The sequence below is a fragment of the Xanthomonas prunicola genome, from assembly GCF_025266575.1.
Taxonomy (GTDB): domain Bacteria; phylum Pseudomonadota; class Gammaproteobacteria; order Xanthomonadales; family Xanthomonadaceae; genus Xanthomonas; species Xanthomonas prunicola.
Genome location: NZ_CP096142.1, coordinates 580003 through 601207, shown reverse-complemented (window position 1 = coordinate 601207; position 21205 = coordinate 580003). Strand labels below are relative to the sequence as shown.

Genomic DNA, 21205 nt, shown 5'->3' with positions numbered 1-21205 from the left:
CGGCGGGAGCGTAGGGGAGGCAGCCTGATGCAAGGGCGCCCCCAACGCGGCTTTCCGGCTCGCCCGCCACCTCACATACGGAACCCGAATGGCAGAAACCGCCAAGGAAATCATCCAGGTCAACCTGGAAGACGAGATGCGCAAGAGCTATCTCGATTACGCGATGAGCGTGATCGTGGGCCGCGCACTCCCCGATGCCCGTGATGGCCTCAAGCCTGTGCACCGCCGCGTGTTGTTCGCGATGCATGAGTTGGGCGCCCACAGCAACAAGGCCTACTTCAAGTCGGCGCGTATCGTCGGCGACGTCATCGGTAAGTACCATCCGCACGGCGACCAGTCGGTGTACGACACGTTGGTGCGCATGGCGCAGCCGTTCTCGTTGCGCTACATGATGGTGGACGGCCAGGGTAACTTCGGTTCGGTCGATGGGGATTCGGCCGCGGCGATGCGTTACACCGAGTCGCGCATGTCGCGGCTGGCGCATGAACTGATGGCCGATATCGACAAGGAAACCGTCGATTTCCAGCCCAATTACGATGAGAAGGAACTGGAGCCGACGGTCATGCCGACGCGGTTCCCGAGCCTGCTGGTCAACGGTTCGGCCGGTATCGCGGTGGGCATGGCCACCAATATCCCGCCGCACAACCTGACCGAGGCGATCAACGCCTGCATCGCGCTGATCGACACGCCCGAGCTGGACGTCGAAGGGCTGATGGAATACATCCCGGGCCCGGATTTCCCCACCGCCGGCATCATCAACGGCACCGCCGGCATTGCCGCCGGCTATCGCACCGGCCGTGGCCGCGTGCGAATCCGCGCCAAGGCCGATGTGGAAGTGGCCGACAACGGCCGCGAGGCGATCGTCGTCACCGAGATCCCGTACCAGGTCAACAAGGCGCGGTTGATCGAAAAGATCGCCGAGCTGGTCAAGGAAAAGAAGCTCGAAGGCATCAGCGAGTTGCGCGATGAGTCCGACAAGGACGGCATGCGCATCTACATCGAAATCAAGCGCGGGGAGTCGGCCGAGGTTGTGCTCAACAACCTCTATCAGCAGACCCAGATGGAGTCGGTGTTCGGCATCAACATGGTGGCGCTGATCGACGGCCGCCCGCAGTTGATGAACCTCAAGCAGATGCTGGAGGCGTTCATCCGCCACCGGCGCGAGGTGGTCACCCGCCGCACCATCTACGAACTGCGCAAGGCGCGTGCGCGTGCGCATGTGCTGGAAGGCCTGACCGTTGCGTTGGCTAACATCGATGAAATGATCGAGTTGATCAAGACCTCGGCCAACCCGCAGGAAGCGCGCGAGCGCATGCTGGCCAAGACCTGGGAACCGGGTCTGGTTGGTGCGCTGCTGGGTGCGGCTGGTGCCGAGGCCTCCAAGCCGGAAGACCTGGCGCCGGGCGTGGGCCTGGCCAATGGGTTCTATCAGCTCAGCGAAGTGCAGGCCGCGCAGATCCTGGAAATGCGCCTGCATCGCCTGACCGGGTTGGAACAGGAAAAGCTGACCGACGAGTACAAGCAGTTGCTCGAGGTCATCCAGGGCCTGATCCGCATCCTGGAAAACCCGGACGTGCTGCTGCAGGTGATCCGCGACGAGTTGATCAACATCCGCGAAGAGTACGGCGACGAGCGCCGCACCGAGATCCGTCACAGCGAAGAAGATCTGGATATTCTCGATCTGATCGCGCCGGAAGACGTGGTGGTGACGCTATCGCACGCCGGGTACGCCAAGCGTCAGCCGGTGAGCGCGTATCGCGCCCAGCGGCGTGGCGGCCGTGGTCGTTCTGCCGCAGCGACCAAGGAAGAGGATTTCATCGACCAGCTGTGGCTGGTCAACACGCACGACACGCTGCTGACCTTCACCAGCAGCGGTAAAGTGTTCTGGCTGCCTGTGCATCAATTGCCGGAAGCCGGCTCCAATGCGCGCGGCCGCCCGATCATCAACTGGATTCCGCTGGAATCCGGCGAGCGGGTGCAGGCGGTGTTGCCGGTGCGCGAATACGCCGACAACCGTTATGTGTTCTTCGCAACGCGTAACGGCACGGTCAAGAAGACGCCGTTGAGCGAATTCGCCTTCCGTCTGGCGCGCGGCAAGATCGCCATCAATCTCGATGAAGGCGATGCGCTGGTCGGCGTGGCCCTGACCGATGGCGATCGCGACGTGTTGTTGTTCGCCTCCAACGGCAAGACCGTGCGTTTCGGCGAGTCCACCGTGCGTTCGATGGGCCGTACCGCCACTGGCGTGCGTGGTATCCGCATGCCCAAGGGCGAGGAAGTGGTCAGCCTGATCGTGTCCGATCCGGCCGGTGGAATCGAGATCGAGTCCGACGAAGACACTGCCGAAGAAATCGTCGACGCCGCCGACGGCGCCGAAGCGGCAGTGATCGACCTCGCCGACGATGGCAATGTGGCTTACATCCTTACCGCCACCGAGAACGGCTACGGCAAACGCACGCCGCTGGCCGAATATCCGCGCAAGGGGCGCGGCACGCAGGGCGTGATCGGCATCCAGACCACCGAGCGCAACGGCAAGTTGGTGCGTGCAGTGCTGCTGGGCGCTACCGACGAAGTGTTGCTGATCTCCGATGGCGGCACCCTGGTGCGCACGCGCGGTTCGGAAATTTCGCGCGTGGGCCGCAATACTCAGGGCGTGACGTTGATCCGTCTGTCCAAGGGCGAGAAGCTGCAGGCGGTCGAACGCCTGGATGCATCGCTGGATGAAGTGGAAGAGGTGGTGGACGAAGCAAGCGCAAGCGTGACCGAGGCACCATCGACGGACGCGTAAGCACAGCAAATCAGCGAACGCAGTAGACGAAAAACGCCGGTGAAAGCCGGCGTTTTTTATTGCGCATCGTTTTATACACGCTGTTTTATGACGGCCGCTGACATCTGCAACGCAGTGTCTTCGTGTGTTCAATGCAAAGATCGCTGCTCTTTCACCGCGGCGGATCGAAGGTTGTTGACGGTGCGGCGGCGCTGCGTCCCCGCTTAGTCGAAGAGGACAACTGATGACGATTCTGGATCGTCCTTCCGGTCGCGGCCATTGGGCGCTGGCGACCTTGGGAGGTCTGATTGCATTACTGGGCAGCGGTGCTGCTTGCCGGTGGCGTGTGGCTGGCTGCGCTGGGCGGCTTCTGGTACTACGCACCGGCCGGTGCGGCCATGCTGATTGCCGGTGTGTTGCTGTTTCGCGGCCGCAATGCAGGCGCCTGGTGGTTTGCCGGTATGGTGGTGGTCTCGCTGCTGTGGACATGGTGGGAATCGGGCAGCGATTACTGGCGCTGGGTGCCGCGTCTGGGCCTGATTGTCGGCCTGGCATTTGTGCTCGCGCTGTTGCTACCGAAACTGCATCGCCCGGTGTCGCGCACGGTATCGCGCAGCCTGGCCGGTGCGCTGTCGGTGGTGTTTGTGGTGGCGTTCGCATTGGCCTTCATGCCGCACGGCGTCACCGAAGCCGATAGCGCGCTGGCGCATGCGGCCGGTGTGGTCGGTGGCATGGTCAATCGCAATGCATCTTCCTCGGTTGCAGCGTCTGGCGCGCAGCCGGCGAACGCGCCTGCCGATGGCGACTGGGCCGCGTACGGACGTAGCCAGGCCGGTCAGCGCTACTCGCCGTTGCAGCAGATCAATCGCGACAACGTCGCGCACTTGCAGCAGGCCTGGCTCTTCCACACCGGCGATCTGCCGAGCAAGCGCTGGGGGGCAGAAACCACGCCGCCGAAGGTGGGCGACAGCCTGTATCTGTGCACTGCGCGCAATCAGGTGATTGCGCTGGTGGCGCAGTGGTGACGGCAGGCGGATTGATCTTCATCGCAGCAGCGACCGACGACCTGATCCGCGCCATCGACCTGGCCACCGGCAAGGAGCTGTGGCACGCCAAGTTGCCGGCCGGCGGCCAAGCCAACCCGATGGTGTACGCGTACGGTGGCCGCGAGTATCTGGTCATCATGGCCGGCGGGCATCACTTCATGGAAACCCCAGTCGGAGATGCGTTGATCGCCTACGCGCTACCGCAGAAGACGCCATGATCTTGGGAGTGATGGCGATCGGCGGCTGATCAGCCTGCGATACGGCCGCGCAGCGTGCCCAGCTGCGCGGTCGTGCTCGAACGCGGAGCGTGCCGATGTATGCATTCGGGTGTCAGGCGCGCCGTCCGCATATATGTTCAGGCCGCAAGCTTTCCCGATTCCCGATTCCCGATTCCCGATTCCCAACTCACCCAACGTTTGCTGCCACCTCATCGTCCTGCACCGCATCTTGCACATCCTGCGCCAGCGTCGCCTTGACGATGATCGAGCGGATCGCATCGATGGCTTCCGAGAGCGGCACATCGTTACTCAAGCGCTGGAAGGTATCGCGGCTGTTGTAGCCGGAGCCATCCTTCAAGTAATGCTCGTACATCGACAGCAGATCCTGGCAAGCCGTGATCAGTGCAGCGACATTGCCGCGCAACAGTGCGTGACCCAGCTGATCGAAGCTGTGCAGGCAATCGGCAAGCCAGTGCAGGTCGTAGCGCGCTGTAGCCGGCTCGGCTGCAGTGTGGCCGCGGCTGTAGGCGCTGTAGCGACGCAGGCTGCGCGCCACGCGCGCGACATGCCCGAACAGCGTGCCGATCTCGTTGGCGATATCCAACCGCTGCACCAGCACCATCGGAATCACCTGGCCGGTAGTGGTCGCCAGCTGCTCCGAGGCGTTCTGCTCCTGCTCCTCCAGCGATTGCTTGAGCACGGCATAGCTGCGCTGCAACGATTCCAGCTCCAGCGTGGTGGCCGCCGCACGCGCCTTCTGTTGCGACAGCGCCGCCTGATAGCGGCCGAGGCTGTCCTGCGTGCTGGCAAGCTCGCCGGATTCGGCACGCAACTGGCGACCGCGCACGAATGCCAGTCCGGTGGCGATCAGCGCCCAGAGTGCGAATGCAGGCACCAGGTAGATCAAGATGCCCATGGGAGATTCCTCGAAACGTTGCATACCTTGTCGGCCTGTAATCGTCGGACTTGAGGGCGATCGTGAGGACTGTGACGAGCAGCGAGGGTTTTAGTCGGCCCTACAGGCCGCAGTTGCCAGGTCTCGCACACCCCTGACGAATGACACGTTGTGGGTAGGCTGCCTGCATGCTCGAATGAGGTCACCCGCTGGCCCAGAGTTCCGCATGCGCAGATGGAGTGATCGCTGGTTGACCAAGCGAAAAAGCATTTGCTCAGTCGGGTTGATCTGGATAGTGCTGTGCGCCACTGCGCACGCCGCGCCATCCACATCGCCATCGACGCCGTCGACATCAGTGCGTGTGGAATACAGCGAAGCCACAGATCTGTTCAACCTGTTGGACAACCTCTCCGATTGGTTGCCCGGATACACCGCGCCGGTCTACCGCAGCTACATGGAGGCCCATGGCGGCCTGGATCCGGCGGACCGGGCCGCGCTTGCCGCCTATGCGGACTTTCGCCGGCGTACCTCGGGACTGGCAAAAGACGCCGATCTGGACATGCTCGACCGCCTGTTTGCGCCAGATGCCACTCGCGATGCTGATCCATTCTCCCGGCATTTCCTGGGAGAGGCGGGATTCGAGGCGTCGGCGGCTGCCGCGATTGCAGAGCGGTCGGCGGATGACCAGGTTTTATTGCGCGCGTATTTTGCCCGGTTCGTTCCGCGCGCCCGCCGCTTGATCGAGACTGCGCCGCGTTTCGAGCGCCAAACGCGCGTGCTGAAGGACGCACTCTCCGCCCCTGCGGTGTCGCGCTTGGCAGCACAGATGCGCGATTTTTTTGCGGTGCCGGAGTCCGGGGTATTCGAGGCAAGATTCGTATGGTGGCCGGAATCGGACACCACCCAGGCCAAAGTACGCGGACGCACGATGCTGCTGTATTCCCAGCATGATGCGTCCATCGGCGCGTCATCAATGGACTGGGCGCCGATCGTATTGCATGAGTTGAGTCATTACTTATCTGCAGGACAACCACCCGAGCGTAAACGCATGCTCGCTGCCAACTTCTTGCGGCTGTGTCCGGGTGCGGCCACCTTGCGTAACCCGCTCAACGCGCTGGAGGAGCCGTTAGCGATCTACTGGGGACAGTACCGATTCGAGTACATCGTGCGTGGACGTCCGTTGCCGCCATCGTCGCAGTGGTACATCCAGGCAGATGCCGATCGCGCAGCCAAGGCCATTGCAACCGCCTATCCAGCAGACAGTGCGGCGCCTGTGCTCGATGACAGCGCATTGCTGGCGGCTGCGGCATCGGCCTGCGAGTCGACCGATGCGCAAATCACATCCAACTGAGAGCAACTAGCAGGCGACTGCGCTCATCGCCGGACGGGGTTGCCGGTGCGCGTAGTTGGCATGCCGACCGCCTGTGACGAGCAGCATGCTGTCGGCTGAAAGGTTTCAGCCCAGAATCCCCGGCAAATCCAGCCCTTTTTGCTTCGCGCAATCGGCGGCGATGGCGTAACCGGCATCGGCGTGGCGCATCACGCCGGTGGCTGGGTCGTTCCAGAGCACACGTCCCAGGCGCTTGTCGGCGGCTTGGCTGCCATCGCAGACGATGACCATGCCGGCGTGTTGCGAGAAGCCCATGCCGACGCCGCCGCCGTGGTGCAGCGACACCCAGGTGGCGCCGCTGGCGGTGTTGAGCAATGCGTTGAGCAGCGGCCAGTCGGAGACCGCGTCCGAGCCGTCGGCCATCGCTTCGGTTTCGCGATTGGGCGAGGCCACGCTGCCGGAATCCAGATGGTCGCGGCCGATCACGACCGGCGCCTTGAGCTCACCGCTACGCACCATTGCATTGAAGGCCAGACCCAGGCGGTGGCGGTCGCCCAGGCCGACCCAGCAGATGCGCGCGGGCAGGCCCTGGAAGGCGATCTTTTCTGCCGCCATGTCGAGCCAGCGATGCAGGTGCGCATCGTCGGGAATGAGTTCCTTGACCTTGGCGTCGGTCTTGGCGATGTCGTCCGGGTCGCCACTGAGCGCAACCCAGCGGAACGGGCCGATGCCGCGGCAGAACAGCGGGCGGATGTAGGCGGGCACGAAACCGGGGAAATCGAATGCGTTATCGATGCCGGCCTCCAGCGCCATCTGGCGCAGGTTGTTGCCGTAGTCCACGGTGGGCACACCCAGCGCGTGGAAAGTGAGCATGGCGCGGATGTGGTTGGCCATCGAATCGCGTGCGGCGGCTTCCACTTCTTTCGGCGCGCTCACGCGCTTTGCGTCCCATTCTTCGACGCTCCAGCCCTGCGGCAAGTAGCCGTTGACCGGGTCGTGCGCAGAGGTCTGGTCGGTCAACAGGTCCGGCTTGATCCCGCGCAGCAGCAGTTCGTCCAGCACGTCGGCGACATTGCCAAGCAGGCCGACCGACAGCGGCTTTTTCGCTGTGCACGACTCTTCGATCAAGTGCAGTGCTTCATCCAGCGAATCGGTCCAGGTGTCGAGGTATCCGGTACGCAGGCGCATGTCGATGCTGCTCTTGCGGCACTCCACCGCCAGGCACGAAGCACCCGCCATCACCGCAGCCAGCGGTTGCGCGCCGCCCATGCCGCCAAGCCCGCCGGTGAACAACCACTTGCCGGCCAGGGTACCGGCGTAGTGCTGGCGGCCCATCTCGACAAAGGTTTCGTAAGTGCCCTGGACGATGCCTTGCGCGCCGATGTAGATCCAGCTGCCGGCGGTCATCTGGCCGTACATGGCCAAGCCCTTCTTATCGAGCTCGTTGAAGTGGTCCCAGGTGGCCCAGCGCGGTACCAGATTGGAATTGGCGATCAGCACGCGCGGTGCATCGGCGTGGGTGCGGAACACGCCCACTGGTTTGCCGGACTGCACCAACAAGGTCTGGTCGTCGTCCAGACGCGTGAGCGCAGCGATGATCGCATCGAAGGATTCCCAATCGCGCGCTGCGCGGCCAATACCGCCGTACACCACCAGTTCCTGCGGGCGCTCGGCCACGTCCGGGTCAAGGTTGTTCATCAACATGCGTAGCGGCGCTTCGGTGAGCCAGCTCTTGGCGGTGAGCGTGGTGCCGGTAGCTGCGCGGATGACGCGGGTTGCATCGTGACGGGTCATGCCGGAGTCCTTGCGATCAGCGGTTGGCCGCAGGCGGCGCGGCGTGGGAAGAGGGGGCGTTGGCGAATTGCAGGCACGCCAGTAGCACGTGGCGCAGCACCGCCCGCATTGCGACGGCATGCATCGGCTGCCACGGCATGGGCCAGTTCTCGGGAGTGAGGATGTCCGGTTCGCGCATGTAGCCGCGGCAGGCCAGTTCCATTTGCAGTGTGTGCACGCCGCGCTCGGGTTGCGCGTAGTGGCGAGTGATCCACCCACCCTTGAAGCGCCCGTTGCGTACCGTGCTGGAGCCGCTGCTACGGCACAGGTCCTCCACCGCATCCACCAAGCGCCGGTCGCAGCTGCGGTCGTCGTTGCTGCCGATATTGAACTGCGGCAACTCGCCATCGAACAGGTGCGGGATAAACGAGCGGATCGAATGCGCGTCGTAGACCACGATGTTTGCGTGCTGCGTGCGCAGGCGTGCAATTTCGTCGGCGAGCGCCGCGTGGTACGGGTCGAACCAGCGCGTGCGGCGCAGGGCGATCTGCGCCTGATCCGGCGCCGCGCCGTCGGCATACAACGGCTGATTGTCGAAGGTGATGAGCGGACACAGACCGGTGGTGTTCTGGCCCAGATACAGCGATGCGCCACTGGGGTCGCGATTGACGTCGATGACCGAGCGCGAGATCGCGGTACGCAGCGTGGTGGCGCCCAGCGACTGTGCGAAGTCGTAAAGCTGGTGTACCCACCAATCGGTATCGCGGCGCGCCAGCCACGGCGATACGAACTGGTCGGCTACGTCCTCCGGCAACTCGGTGCCGGTATGCGGAAAACTGATGATCAGCGGCGCATCGCCGCGGTGGAGTTCCAGCCAATCGGGCAGGGCCTTCATCGCTGCGCTCCATGCGTGAGTGCTGCGAGCGTGCGGCAAGCGTTGCGCGGCTGTACGTTGCGGATGCGTCGCGTGCGCCGTGCCACGTCATCGCATATGCGCATGCTTGGAGATATCGCGAACCACTGCAGTGGCGACTGCGAGGATGCAGGGATAGACCCGCTGCATAAGCGCTGCCAACTCATGCGTGCTGCTCCACACCCGGCAAGGCGATCGCCACTGCCTGCGCGAGCGCGCCCGAGCGCACCAATGCGCTGGCAGCCAACATGTCGGGATGGAAATAGCGATCGTCCTGCAATGTAGGCACCTTGGCGCGCAGTAGCGCACGTGCGGCTTCCAGCGCGGTGCTGGAGCGCAGCGGCGCATGAAAATCGCAGCCTTGTACTGCCGCCAGCAGTTCGATGCCGATGACATGCGCGGCGTTCTCGGCCATTGCCAGCAGGCGGCGCGCGCCATGCGCGGCCATCGACACGTGATCTTCCTGATTGGCCGAGGTCGGAATCGAATCGACGCTGGCCGGATACGCGCGTTGTTTGTTTTCCGACACCAGCGCGGCGGCGGTGACCTGCGGAATCATGAAACCGGAGTTCAATCCCGGGCGAGGGGTGAGAAAGGCGGGTAGGCCGGACAGGGTCGGGTCGACCAGCATCGCGGTGCGTCGCTCGCTGATCGAGCCGATTTCGCACACCGCCATCGCCAGCATGTCGGCAGCGAAGGCCACTGGCTCGGCATGGAAGTTGCCACCGGACAAGGCTTCGCCGGTATCGCTGAAAACCAGCGGGTTGTCGGACACGCCATTTGCTTCAATCTCCAATGTACGTGCGGCCTGACGCATCACATCCAGTGCCGCGCCCATCACCTGCGGCTGGCAGCGCAGGCAGTACGGGTCCTGCACGCGCACATCACCGAGTCGATGCGATTCACGAATGGCCGAGTCGGCCATCAAGGCGCGCAACGCTGCCGCGGTGGCGATCTGTCCCGGTTGCCCGCGCAGTGCGTGGATGCGCGCATCGAAGGGCGTATCCGAGCCCTTGGCCGCTTCTACCGACAACGCACCGGTGACCAGCGCGGCCTGCAATACGGTTTCGATATCGAACAGACCGGCCAGGGCGCAGGCGGTGGAAAACTGGGTGCCGTTGAGCAACGCCAACCCTTCTTTCGCACCCAGCACGCGTGGCTGCAGCTGCGCCTGTGCGAGTGCGTCGGCAGCAGACAGACGTTGCGTGCCGACGAAGGCTTCGCCGACGCCGATCATCACCGCGGCCAGATGCGACAGCGGCGCCAGATCGCCGGACGCCCCGACCGACCCCTGACACGGCACCACCGGGGTGATGCCAAGGCGCAGCATCGCTTCCAGCAACGCCAGCGTGCCCGGCTGCACGCCGGAAGCCCCCTGGGCCAGGCTGGTGAGCTTGAGCGCCATCATCAGCCGCACCACCGGCACCGGTGTGGGCTCGCCCACACCGGCGGCGTGCGAGAGCACGATATTGCGCTGCAGGGTCTGCAGATCCTCGCGCTCGATGCGCACGCTGGCCAGCTTGCCGAAGCCGGTGTTGACCCCATACACCGGCTCGCCGCGCGCAACGATGGCTTCCACCGTTTGCGCGCTGCGCAGCACGGCAGCAGCGCACGTGTCGTCCAATGCGACCTCGGCACCGCAATACAGCGCACGCCATTGCGCCAGCGTGACCTGGCCGGGCTGCAAGACAACAGAAATACTCATGACGACTCCGGATTCAGCAAAGATGTCCGCGCCAGACGCGGGCATGAAGAGGGTTGAAGCCCATGCGGTAGACCAGATCGGCCGGCGCATCGATGTCCCAGATCGCCAGATCGCAGTCCATGCCGACGCGCAACCGGCCCAGGCGCTCGCTGCGCCCGAGCGCACGCGCAGCTTCGCGGGTGAAACCGGCGATGCATTCGTCCACGGTCATGCGGAACAAGGTCGCCGCCATGTTCATCGCCAGCAGCGGGCTGGTCAGCGGGCAGGTGCCTGGGTTGCAGTCGGTAGCCAGCGCCAGCGGCACGCCGGCCGCGCGCAACGCGGCAATCGGCGGCACCTGGGTGTCGCGGGTGAAATAGAACGCGCCCGGCAGCAGCACTGCCACCGTGCCGGCGCCGGCCATCGCCGCGATGCCTGCCTGGTCCAGGTATTCGATGTGATCGGCCGACAGCGCACCATAGCGTGCGGCGAGTTCCGCGCCGTGCTGATTGCTCAGTTGTTCGGCGTGGATCTTGATGTGCAAGCCATGCGCTTGCGCCGCGATGAAGACCTGTTCGGCCTGCGCGTGCGAGAACGCCAGATGCTCGCAGAACACATCCACGGCCTCGGCAAGCCCTTGGGTGGCAATCGCCGGAATCATCTGCGTGCAGACCTGGTCGATGTAGTGCCGGGCATCGCCGCCAGGCGGCACGGCATGCGCGCCCAGGAACGTCGGCACCACGTCAACCTTGCGCAACGCACCGAGTTGGCGTGCTACGCGCAGTTGCTTGATTTCATCGTCCAGCGTGAGTCCGTAGCCGGATTTGATTTCCAGCGTGGTGATGCCTTCGGCGAGCATCGCGTCCAGGCGCGGCAAGCTGGCCGCCAGCAGTTGCGCATCGTCGGCTGCGCGGGTGGCGCGCACGGTCGCCACGATGCCCCCGCCAGCTGCGGCGATCTCGGCATAGCTGGCACCGCGCAGGCGTTGTTCGAATTCATTGGCGCGGTTGCCGGCGTACACCAGGTGGGTATGGCAATCAATCAAGCCTGGGCTGATCCAGCGGCGCTGGCAGTCGTGCCTGCTGTCGGGCTGCAGCGCTGGCGCTAGAGCAGCTGGGCCGGCGTAGACGATGCGGCCCTGCTGGCAGGCGACGATGCCGTCGTCCACGATGCCCAGGCCGCCATCGGCCGCATCCAGGGTCATCAGTTGCGCGTTGTGCCAGAGAACGTCGCAATGCATGGCGCAGGCTCGTGGTGTCTGATATGTATATACAATAGATTTGGCGATCGAGGGTGTCCAGTGGCAGACCAACAGATGCAGGTGTTCTGGGCTGCCCGGGCGTTGTTGCCCGACGGCTGGGCCAGCGGAGTGCAGATCGCGGTAGCGCAGGGCCGCATTGCCTCGGTGCAGGTCGATGTGCCTGCTGCCGTTAGCGACACGCGCTGCGAGGTGCTACTGCCCGGTCTGGGCAACGTGCATAGCCACGCCTTTCAGCGCGGCATGGCGGGATTGACCGAGGTCGGCGGGCGCAGCGGCGACAGCTTCTGGAGCTGGCGCGAGCTGATGTACCGCTTCGTCGACCGGCTGGACCCGGATAGCCTGCAGGCGATCGCCGAACAGGCGTATGTGGAAATGCTCGAAAGCGGCTTCACCCGCGTCGGCGAATTCCACTACCTGCACCACACGGTAAGCGGCGCGCCGTATGCGCATGCTGGCGAAATGTCCGGGCGCATTGCCGCTGCGGCCGACACCACCGGTATCGGGCTCAGCTTGTTGCCGGTGTTCTACGCGCATTCGGATTTCGGTGGTGCTGCTCCCAACCCGGCGCAGCGTCGCCTGATTCACGACATCGACGGGTTCGCGCGCCTGCTGGACGACTGCAGCCACAGCCTGAAAGCGCTGCCGGACGCGGTGCTCGGGCTGGCGCCGCACAGTTTGCGTGCAGTGACCCCGCAGCAATTGGCGGCGTTGGTGCCGCTCACCGATGGACCCATCCACATCCATATCGCCGAACAACAGCGCGAGGTGGACGCATGTCTTGCCTGGTCTCATCAACGCCCGGTGCAGTGGCTGCTGGCCAACGCGCCGGTGGATGCACGCTGGTGCCTGGTGCATGCCACGCACGTGGAAGCACGCGAACTGCAGGCGATTGTCGCCAGCGGCGCGGTCGTCGGTCTGTGCCCGATCACCGAAGCGAACCTGGGCGACGGCGTCTTCCCGATGCAGGCATTTGCCGCTGCGGGCGGACGCTTCGGCGTGGGCTCGGATTCGAATGTGCTGATCGATGCAGCCGAAGAACTGCGCCTGCTCGAATACGGGCAGCGCCTGACGCTGCAGGCGCGCAATGTATTGGCACAAGGGCCAGTCTCCAGCGGGCGCTGGCTCTACGGTCAGGCCGGCATTGGTGCTGGGCAGGCGTTGGGCGTCGCGCACACCGGCATCCGTGCCGGCGCCGCGGCCGATCTGATCGAATTGGACACGGCGCATCCGGCCCTGCTGGCGCGCAGCGACGACGCTTTGCTGGACAGTTGGCTGTTCGCCGCGCGTGGATCGGCGGTACGCAATGTCTGGCGTGGCGGGCGCTGGGTGGTGCGCGACGGGCAGCATGTCGACCGCGCGCGTATTGCCACGCGGTTTGCTGCGGTGCTGCGCAGCCTGCTGGGCAAATGACATCGGCTAGCCAAATGTAGCGAGCAGCCGTCAGATGGATACAAATTGCGCGCAGGAATCGAGGTATACGCGTTGTAGCTGCCGATTCCGAGCAGCGGCCGCACCGGGCAGACCCGCGCCTTAACGTTCTTAGCCGCTATTAGCGGATGCGCACACAATGCTGTTGCTGGAGCCGCTGAAATCGCTGCTGCGTTGGCCGGGCAGATCACGCAGTGCCCTCATCAATGCAGCGTGTGCAGGGTGCATGCCGCACTGTGCACCTGGCGCACCCGCCCGACAATGTGGCATGCCGATTGGATAGCCGCTCTTTCCGGAGACCCGAGCTTTGACCGCCACCACCCCCATTGCGCCTGGCACCTTGCATCAGCGCATCCGCCAGGATCTGGAGCAACGCATCCATAGCGGCGACTGGCCGCCCGGGCATCGCGTGCCGCCCGAGCACGAGTTGATGGCGCAATACGGCTGCTCGCGCATGACCGTGAACAAGGTGCTCGGCTTGCTGGCCGATGCCGGCATGATCGAACGCCGCCGTCGTACCGGCTCGTTCGTGGCGCGGCAGCATCCGCATCTGGAACAGGTGGCGCTCTCGATCCCGGACATCGAAGTGGAAATGACCACGCGCGGGCACGCCTATCGCTTCGCGTTGTTGTCGCGGCAGCTGCGCAACGTCCGCCAGCGCGTGCCACAGGAACGTGCATTGGGCAGCACTGGCAAGCTGCTGGCTTTGCGCAGCGTGCATCTGGCCGACGGTCGCCCGTTTGCGCTCGAACAGCGCGTGATCGATATCACCACGGTGCCTGAAGCGTTGGCGCAACCGTTCACCGAGGTGGCGCCGGGCAGCTGGTTATTGCGCAACGTGCCATGGACGCGCGCCGAGCACCGCATCAGTGCGATCAGCGCCGACGCGGCGCAGGCCAAGCAGTTGCAGGCGGACGATGGCGCGGCCTGTCTGGTCATCGACCGCCACACCTGGCGCGGCGACCAACCGGTGACCTACGTGCGCCAGATGTTTCTAGGCGGCTTGTACGATCTGGTGGCGCGGTTTGCGCCTGGAATGCGCTGAGGTGGTCTCGGCAGGTGATGGGCGCGCCGTCGTAGCGCGCCTGCCGCTACCAACGGTTATCGGCGAGGTGGGGCTCGCTGCATGCCAATGCATTCCGTGCGACTGCTCGCAAGCCTGCGCGCCACAGCACGAACGCAGCAAGCAACGCACCACGATCAAATCGTAGTGCACTGACGCCAGCGCACCGGCTCGGCGACTCCCGGGCGTGGGTTGAGCTGCACGCGCACCGTGCGCAGGTACGGGTAGCGTTCCAGCTCGCGGCAGATCAGCGGCCATGCCGCGCTGGCTTCCACCGTGCGATCCACCATCAGCGTCGCCTGGGTCAGCCAGATGCCGCGTACCAGGCCCGGCGTCTGCGCCAACGCTTTGGACACCTCGCGCTGATAGCCCTGCATGGTGGCAGCATCCGGTTCTGCGCCGGCTGCCGGCGTTGCCGGCGTCGATGACGCAGGTGGTGGCGTCGGCTGCGCTGTGGTCGCGGTGGGCGTACTTGAAGCCACCACGCGTGTTGGTGCAGGAACAGGCGAGGACACCGCAGTGCGCGGTGCGGCGGGCGCCGCAGCTGGCGGGCGCAGTGCCAGCACTGCCATGACCGCCAGCGTTGCCAGCGCGGCACCGGCGATCATGCTGTGCTGGATCGCGCGGCGGCGCGCCGCACCGACCACGCCGGCTTCCACATCGCCAGGCAGATACGGTTTAAGCAGCGGCCACAGGCGCGTCCCGTCCAGCACTTCGATCGATTGTTTTTCTGCGGCGGCGATACCTTCGCGCTCCATGCGGCCTTCGGTGACCATCACGCCGCCGTTAGCGCCAGCCAGCCGCGCCATCGCGCCCAGCTCGTTCACTGCCGCCACGCCGATGCGATAACCGCGCCCGTGCTTGCAGGCCACCAGGCGGGTGCCATGCTCGGTTTGCATCATGAAATCGGCAGTGGGCAGGCCGTCCTGCGGCAACTGGGTCGGCTGCCATCCGCGTTGATCCTGCAGAACGCGCAGCACCACGGCGGAAAAATCGCGCCAATGCATGGTGGACAACGCACGTACGCCTCCGTGCATTTCACTGGCGCGTCGCCGCACCAGCCAGAGATAAGCACACACCGCCAGCCAAAGCAGCAGTGCAGCCAAGGGCGCCAAAATCCAGGAAGGCATAAGCATCAAGCGATGGCGCGTATAACGAATCGTGTGTCTAGAAGAATCCTTCGCGAAAGATTCGTCAATGGATCGCTGGCCGCGATATCGCTAGCCGTGATCCAGATAGCGAAAGACCCGCCAGTCCGAAGCCGTGAGGGGAGGGGAGCAAACGGACTTCGTAACGCAGGACTGGCGGGTCGTTCCCGATTGTCCAAAAAAACATGTTGCTTTGCAACATTGGGCATCGGAGTGGCGTTGGAGAGCTAAGTCACTGATTCCAAAAGCCTGTGTAGATCTCAGTCGCACACGGACAGTGCGACAGCTCGACGCCAATCCAGCGCCAACGCGCCGATTGCTGCCTCGCTGCCTGCATCGCTCGAGGGATCGGCTAAGGCCGGAAAATGTTCACATTGGCCAGTGCCGCCGGTTGGTGACAAAGCGTCGCGGCGGGTAGGCCAGTTTTCAAAGCAGGCCCGCGCTCAGCGCCCTTGCCCGGCGCAAAACACCTTTCACGTGTCGGCCGTCCTGTCTTTACAGGCTGGCAAACAACCGCCCCACCTTACGATGGCGCGGTTGCTTTTACCGTTGCTTATTCAGAGTCGAACGCACCTGGGTTGCTGGATGACGCCGTCGTCCCCGCACCTGCGCCGCTGGTACCCGGCGTCTCGCTGCTGGCCGCTTGTGCCGCCTGGTTGGCGGTGCGGTTGGCACGCTTGGTGGCCGCCGTGTTGGCACGCACCTGAGCCTTGAGCGATTCGACCTCGCGGCGCAGGTTTTCCAGCTCTTCCTGCTCGGGGATGTTGAGCGTGCGTAGCACACCCTTCACGCGCTCGTCGAAGGCCTTGCCCAGCTTGTCCCACCCGCGCACGGCAGTGTCGCGCGCCTGTTCGAACTGGGTTTCCACTTCTTCGCGCAATTCGTCAACGCTTTCGGCCGCCTTGCGCTGCCCGGTGCGTTCGTAGGCAGCGCCTTCGCGCACCAGCGAGTCGAACAACTTGCCGCCTTCGCTCTGCACGCGGCCAAGCGCGCCCAACCCTGCCAGCCACACGGTCTGCGCCGATTCGCCGAGCCGGCGCGAGATCTGTTCGGCTTGCGCCTGGAAGCCGTGGGCCGCGTTGTCGCGGTTACCGTTCTGATCGTATCCGGTCGTCATGCGATGCTCCTGTAGGTTGCCAAAGTGACGTTGCCTTCACCCTAGTACCGGCCCTGCATCGGGCAGGTGAAGCGTTGTCCGATCAGGTGGGTTGCCAGCATCTACCCGCAAGCGCCAGGGCAGGTGACTTGGCGCTGAAGCAGCGCCGCGCCACGCGTGCGTTCAGGCCAGTTTCTCGGCCAGCAAGCGGCGGATTTCCGATTCCACCATCGGCTGCATGGCCGACAGCAAGAAGCCCAGCTCGGCGGTGACGTGCACTTGCTGCGGCAGCAGTGCGATCGCCCCATCCACGCCGGCACGTGCGATGCGCAAGGTATCGCCTTCCCAATGGGAGGCGATGCCGTAGCGATCGGTCAGCTTGCGCGCCGCCTCGTCGATGGCCGCGCGGGCCCGGGCCGGCGTCAAGGAATGGTCGTGGCGGATATCGATGCTGGACATGGGTGCGATGGGTCATGCGAAAAGTGAGGGCGCATTGTGCGCATGCGCGGCCCCGGCTCCAAGTGCGACCGTGCGCGACATTGCTGGCCATGTCAGGAAGGCGGGTCTGCAACGCGCGCCGTGCGCCGTCACTGCGCACGCTCCACCAGGCTGCATCGCGTTCCCGATGCGCGCCTGACTGCACCCCGGCAAGCTCCGATCACGCCAGATGGCCGCGCGCGGGAGCAAACCTGCTAGGCTGCGGCCGGTGCGCGACCTGCAAGTTCATTTCACCCACCGGCAGCAGCCGGATCATCCCCTCAAGCCCGGCGTCCACCGGATCGTCCGCCATGCCTCCGGCAGCGTGCGGGTGGTCAGCGATGCGCAGGGAGCGTTGTTGTTGGCGCAGTTCTGCCTGGACCAGCGCGGTCTGTGGCTGCAGGTGGCCAACGGCATCCGCGGCATCCACGTCAATGGGCGTCCGGTTCGTCGCATGGCGCTGCTACGCCCAGGCGATGCGATCTATGCCGATGGCGTGGAGATGCTGCTACGCAGTGCGCCCTCAACTGCGCCGTCCAACGATAGTGAGGAAGACACGGCCGGCTTGAGCGAGGTCTGCCTGTTGCTGCGTGGGGTGGGCGGTCGTCATCACGGGCGGAGTTTCACCCTGGATCGCTCGCGTCTTGTCGGCAGCGCCGCCGCCGCCGACATCGTCATCGACGACCCTGCGTTCGCTGCACAGCACGCGCGGTTGGAGCGCCATGGCGACCGCGTCCTGATCCGCGATCTGGGGTCGGAAGAAGGCAGCTGGATCAATGGCGTACAGGTGCGCGATGGCTGGCTGCAGGCCGGCGATCAGGTCGTTTTCGACGCGCGCCACCGGTTTGTGGTGGAAGTGCCGCGTACCCATCACAGCACCACCTGGGACCTGCCCGACACCGAACCGCTGCCGCAGCCGCGTGCCGTTGCAGAGCCGCCGCGCGCGCCAGTGAAGGTGGCCCGTTGGCCCTGGCTGCTGCTCAGCGCGGTGTTGTTGGCGGCAGCGTTGAGCGCCTTGCTGTGGTTCGGCGCGCGCTGAGTTTTTTCCAGACACGCCAGCCCAGCAACACCGCAAGAATGCCGGCATACAGCGCCGGCTCGCGGATATCGGACTTCACGAGCCACCAGAAATGCAGCACTGCAAGCAGCCCGATCGGGTAGATCAGCATGTGCAGGCGGCCCCAGTTGCGCTTGAGCCGACGCATCCAGCCCTGGGTAGAGGTGATCGCCAGCGGCATCAGCAGCAGCCACGCGGCAAATCCCACCGTGATGTAGGGGCGTTTAAGGATCTCTTCGAAAATCTGCGTCCAGAAGCCGCGCAGGTCCAGTGTGAGATAAGCCGCCAGGTGCACGGTGGCGTAGAAGAACGCGTACAGGCCCAGCATGCGGCGGAAGCGGATCAATACCGCTTGCCCGGTGAGTTGGCGCAATGGGGTGATTGCCAACGTGATCAGCAGGAAGCGCAGCGCCCACAGCCCGGTGCGGTGCTCGATTTCCGCTACCGGGTCGGCGCCCAATGCGTCGCTACCGCTCTGCCATACCTGCCAGAATTGCCAGCCGAGCAGGGCGATCGGCGCCAGCGCGGCGATATGTACCAGCGCCTTGGCAGCGATCACGGACGTGGAGGTCTTGGCCATGCGATCTCATTCATGAAGCGGTTTGCGGAGGAGACGGTCCGCAGCTGCGTGTCATGCACGTCAGCCGCAGTGCGAATAAGTGTGCGGCATTGCGCGGCGATACGTTGCGGACAACCTCTTGTCCTGCCCGGTCGTGCTCCGCCACTCACTCGCCCCAAGACGCCGGACTACCGTACGAGGGATGCATCGTGGGATCGCGCTTGGACAGTGAGCCGGTCTCAGGTGACTTGAGCGATCACTCTAGAACCACTTCTTCAGATCCATGCCCGCATACAACGAAGCGACCTGATCGGCATACCCGTTAAAGGGTTTCGTCGCGATGCGCTCGGCGAAGAGCTTGCTGGCGGTACCGGCAATGCGGCGCTCGGTCTTTTGGCTCCAGCGCGGGTGGTCCACCGCCGGATTGACGTTGGAGAAAAAGCCGTATTCCGAAGGTTGCAGATCGTGCCACGCGGTCTCGGGCATGTTTTCGACGAAGCGGATTTCCACAATCGACTTGATGCTCTTGAAGCCATATTTCCACGGCACCACCAGCCGCAACGGCGCACCGTTCTGCTGTGGCAGCGGCTTACCGTACAGGCCGGTGGCCAACAGGGTCAGCGGGTGCATCGCCTCATCGATACGCAGGCCTTCCCGATACGGCCAGTTGATCGAGCGGTAGCGCACGCCCGGCATCTGTTGCGGATCGGCCAGCGTGGTGAATGCCACGTACTTGGCCTTGGAGGTCGGCGCGAAGCGCTTGAGCGCCTCGCCCAACGGCACGCCCGTCCACGGGATCACCATCGACCAGCCTTCCACGCAGCGCAGCCGGTAAATGCGTTCCTCCGGCGTGATGCCCTTGAGCAATTCGTCCAGCGACAGGCTGCCCGGCTTCTCGCACTCGCCGCTGACCTTCACCGTCCACGGCGAGAGCTTCAAGGTCTTGGCCGCTTTGGACGGATCGGTCTTGTCGGTACCGAACTCGTAAAAATTGTTGTAGCTGGTGACGTCTTCCAGCCGTGTCAGTTCCTCGGCTGTGCGAAACCCGCTGCGCGCCTGCGCCGGCGTCACCACGGTCTTGGGCGGAGGCGGCGGATCGGCCTCGGCACATCCGGTCACCCCCAGCGCCGGGGTCAACGCAAAGAACTGCAGCAGCCGGCGACGGTCGCGATAGACGGCCTCATCGGTGATCTCGCTGGACGGCAATTTGAAAGCATCGCGAAACGACATGGCAGGCTCCGGCAGTGGCTGCAGCGTGAGAGTAACGAACCGGGACAAAGTTCGCTTTGATGCATGCCTACGTTACGTCAGGCTCAGTCAAAAGGATGCAGCTGCAACTTTTTTGCCCGCTGCCAAGCCCGATGCGCTGCGGCATACTAGAAGGCTAGCTCGACAAGGTGTGCCATGACACGCGCGTTCAATTTCAGTGCCGGCCCTGCGACATTGCCGGAATCGGTCCTGCGGCAGGCGCAGGCGGAGATGGTCGAGTGGAACGGCGTTGGCGCCTCGATCGTGGAAATCAGCCACCGCAGCGCGGAGTTCATGGCGGTGGCGGCCGCTGCCGAAGCCGATCTGCGCAGCTTGTTGTCGATTCCCGACGACTATGCAGTGATGTTCACCGCCGGTGGCGCCACCACCATCCAGGCGCTGCTGCCGCTCAACTTCGCGGCGCCCGGCCAGGCGGCCGACTACGTGATCACCGGGCATTGGGGCAAGACCGCGATCAAACAGGCGGCCACCTATGTGGATGCGCGCATCGCCGCCGACGCGCAGGCCGATGGCTTCATCGACATCCCGCCGGCGGCCAGCTGGACCTTGTCGCCCCACTCGGCCTACGTCCACATCACCGCCAACGAAACCATCCATGGCGTCGAATTTCGCGACACGCCGGACGTGGGCACGCTGCCGCTGTTCGCCGACTTCAGTTCGTCGATCGCCTCCGAGCCGCTGGATATTTCGCGCTACGGCCTGATCTATGCGGGCGCACAGAAGAACCTCGGCCCGGTCGGCATTTCGGTGGTGATCGTGCGGCGCGATCTGCTCGAGCGCGCCGGGCAGCCGCGTGCGGACATCTTCAATTACGCCTCGCATGTCGCGCGCGATTCGATGCTCAACACGCCGCCGACCTGGAACTGGTATCTGCTCGGGCTCACTGTGAAGTGGATGCTGCAGCAGGGCGGTGTGCAGGAGTTTGCGCGCCGCAATGCCGAAAAGGCCGTGCTGGTGTATGGGGCCATCGACGGATCCGGCGGCTTCTATCGCAATCTGATCAATCCGGCAGTGCGTTCGCGCATGAACATCCCGTTCTTTCTCCCGGACGAGCGACTGGATACGTTGTTCGTCAGCGAATCCAAGGCGGCCGGGTTGCTCGCGTTGAAGGGTCACAAGGCAGTCGGCGGCATCCGTGCGTCGCTGTACAACGCGATGCCGGTCGCGGGCGCGCAAGCGCTGGCTACTTTTATGCGCGACTTCCAGCAGCGTCACGGCTGA

17 protein-coding genes and 1 pseudogene are annotated in these 21205 nt (G+C 64.5%); 8 read left to right on the top strand and 10 right to left on the bottom strand.

Annotated features, from left to right (window positions below; genetic code table 11):
• The first annotated feature begins 88 nt into the window (after positions 1–88).
• The 3 genes and pseudogenes from gyrA to M0D43_RS02210 all read left to right on the top strand — a co-directional run bounded on the left by gyrA (position 89) and on the right by M0D43_RS02210 (position 4031).
• Complete coding sequence (gene gyrA, locus M0D43_RS02220; RefSeq protein WP_260807793.1) at positions 89–2788, top strand: DNA gyrase subunit A; 2700 nt, start codon at positions 89–91, stop codon at positions 2786–2788.
• A 223-nt stretch (positions 2789–3011) separates the two neighbouring features.
• Positions 3012–3783, top strand: a pseudogene (locus M0D43_RS02215) (membrane-bound PQQ-dependent dehydrogenase, glucose/quinate/shikimate family); the annotation flags it as partial.
• A gap of 5 nt (positions 3784–3788) precedes the next feature.
• The gene (locus M0D43_RS02210; protein WP_252163439.1) at positions 3789–4031 is read left to right on the top strand and encodes a hypothetical protein; all 243 of its coding nucleotides are present in this window, start codon (positions 3789–3791) and stop codon (positions 4029–4031) included.
• A gap of 187 nt (positions 4032–4218) precedes the next feature.
• Here M0D43_RS02210 and M0D43_RS02205 read toward each other — a convergent pair whose 3' ends face one another.
• On the bottom strand, positions 4219–4947 hold the full coding sequence (locus M0D43_RS02205; protein ID WP_252163438.1) for a hypothetical protein: 729 nt from the start codon (positions 4945–4947) through the stop codon (positions 4219–4221).
• Positions 4948–5281: 334 nt separating this feature from the next.
• Between M0D43_RS02205 and M0D43_RS02200 the strand changes: the two genes are divergently transcribed.
• Positions 5282–6277 (top strand): hypothetical protein, encoded by a 996-nt coding sequence (locus M0D43_RS02200; RefSeq protein ID WP_252163437.1) that lies wholly within the window; start codon positions 5282–5284, stop codon positions 6275–6277.
• 105 nt (positions 6278–6382) lie between these two features.
• Here the strand turns inward: M0D43_RS02200 and hutU are convergent, their stop codons facing one another.
• The 4 genes from hutU to hutI all read right to left on the bottom strand — a co-directional run bounded on the left by hutU (position 6383) and on the right by hutI (position 11866).
• On the bottom strand, positions 6383–8050 hold the full coding sequence (hutU, locus tag M0D43_RS02195) for a urocanate hydratase (protein ID WP_252163436.1): 1668 nt from the start codon (positions 8048–8050) through the stop codon (positions 6383–6385).
• 16 nt (positions 8051–8066) lie between these two features.
• The gene (gene hutG, locus M0D43_RS02190; protein WP_260807792.1) at positions 8067–8924 is read right to left on the bottom strand and encodes an N-formylglutamate deformylase; all 858 of its coding nucleotides are present in this window, start codon (positions 8922–8924) and stop codon (positions 8067–8069) included.
• A 181-nt stretch (positions 8925–9105) separates the two neighbouring features.
• Complete coding sequence (gene hutH / locus M0D43_RS02185) at positions 9106–10647, bottom strand: histidine ammonia-lyase (protein ID WP_260807791.1); 1542 nt, start codon at positions 10645–10647, stop codon at positions 9106–9108.
• A 13-nt stretch (positions 10648–10660) separates the two neighbouring features.
• A complete protein-coding gene (gene hutI / locus M0D43_RS02180; protein ID WP_260807790.1) occupies positions 10661–11866 on the bottom strand; it encodes an imidazolonepropionase in 1206 nt (401 codons plus the stop codon).
• Between the two features lie 60 nt (positions 11867–11926).
• Here hutI and M0D43_RS02175 point away from each other — a divergent pair, with 60 nt between their 5' ends.
• Both M0D43_RS02175 and hutC read left to right on the top strand, forming a co-directional pair.
• On the top strand, positions 11927–13297 hold the full coding sequence (locus M0D43_RS02175) for a formimidoylglutamate deiminase (protein ID WP_260807789.1): 1371 nt from the start codon (positions 11927–11929) through the stop codon (positions 13295–13297).
• A gap of 325 nt (positions 13298–13622) precedes the next feature.
• Positions 13623–14360 carry a histidine utilization transcriptional repressor HutC gene (gene hutC / locus M0D43_RS02170; protein ID WP_252163431.1) on the top strand — a complete coding sequence of 246 codons (738 nt, stop codon included), beginning with the start codon at positions 13623–13625 and terminating at the stop codon, positions 14358–14360.
• Between the two features lie 155 nt (positions 14361–14515).
• Here the strand turns inward: hutC and M0D43_RS02165 are convergent, their stop codons facing one another.
• The 3 genes from M0D43_RS02165 to M0D43_RS02155 form a co-directional block, all read right to left on the bottom strand.
• Positions 14516–15514 carry a restriction endonuclease gene (locus tag M0D43_RS02165; protein ID WP_252163430.1) on the bottom strand — a complete coding sequence of 333 codons (999 nt, stop codon included), beginning with the start codon at positions 15512–15514 and terminating at the stop codon, positions 14516–14518.
• Between the two features lie 565 nt (positions 15515–16079).
• Positions 16080–16643 carry a phasin family protein gene (locus M0D43_RS02160; RefSeq protein ID WP_252163429.1) on the bottom strand — a complete coding sequence of 188 codons (564 nt, stop codon included), beginning with the start codon at positions 16641–16643 and terminating at the stop codon, positions 16080–16082.
• A gap of 162 nt (positions 16644–16805) precedes the next feature.
• Complete coding sequence (locus M0D43_RS02155) at positions 16806–17081, bottom strand: polyhydroxyalkanoic acid system family protein (RefSeq protein ID WP_252163428.1); 276 nt, start codon at positions 17079–17081, stop codon at positions 16806–16808.
• Positions 17082–17328: 247 nt separating this feature from the next.
• Between M0D43_RS02155 and M0D43_RS02150 the strand changes: the two genes are divergently transcribed.
• Positions 17329–18138 carry an FHA domain-containing protein gene (locus M0D43_RS02150; protein ID WP_260807787.1) on the top strand — a complete coding sequence of 270 codons (810 nt, stop codon included), beginning with the start codon at positions 17329–17331 and terminating at the stop codon, positions 18136–18138.
• Here the strand turns inward: M0D43_RS02150 and msrQ are convergent.
• Together msrQ and msrP are read right to left on the bottom strand one after the other, a co-directional pair.
• On the bottom strand, positions 18080–18736 hold the full coding sequence (msrQ, locus tag M0D43_RS02145) for a protein-methionine-sulfoxide reductase heme-binding subunit MsrQ (RefSeq protein ID WP_260807785.1): 657 nt from the start codon (positions 18734–18736) through the stop codon (positions 18080–18082). The two genes, M0D43_RS02150 and msrQ, sit on opposite strands and share 59 nt — an antisense overlap.
• A gap of 240 nt (positions 18737–18976) precedes the next feature.
• A complete protein-coding gene (gene msrP, locus M0D43_RS02140) occupies positions 18977–19945 on the bottom strand; it encodes a protein-methionine-sulfoxide reductase catalytic subunit MsrP (protein WP_252163425.1) in 969 nt (322 codons plus the stop codon).
• Between the two features lie 174 nt (positions 19946–20119).
• Between msrP and serC the strand changes: the two genes are divergently transcribed.
• Complete coding sequence (gene serC, locus M0D43_RS02135; RefSeq protein ID WP_252163424.1) at positions 20120–21205, top strand: 3-phosphoserine/phosphohydroxythreonine transaminase; 1086 nt, start codon at positions 20120–20122, stop codon at positions 21203–21205.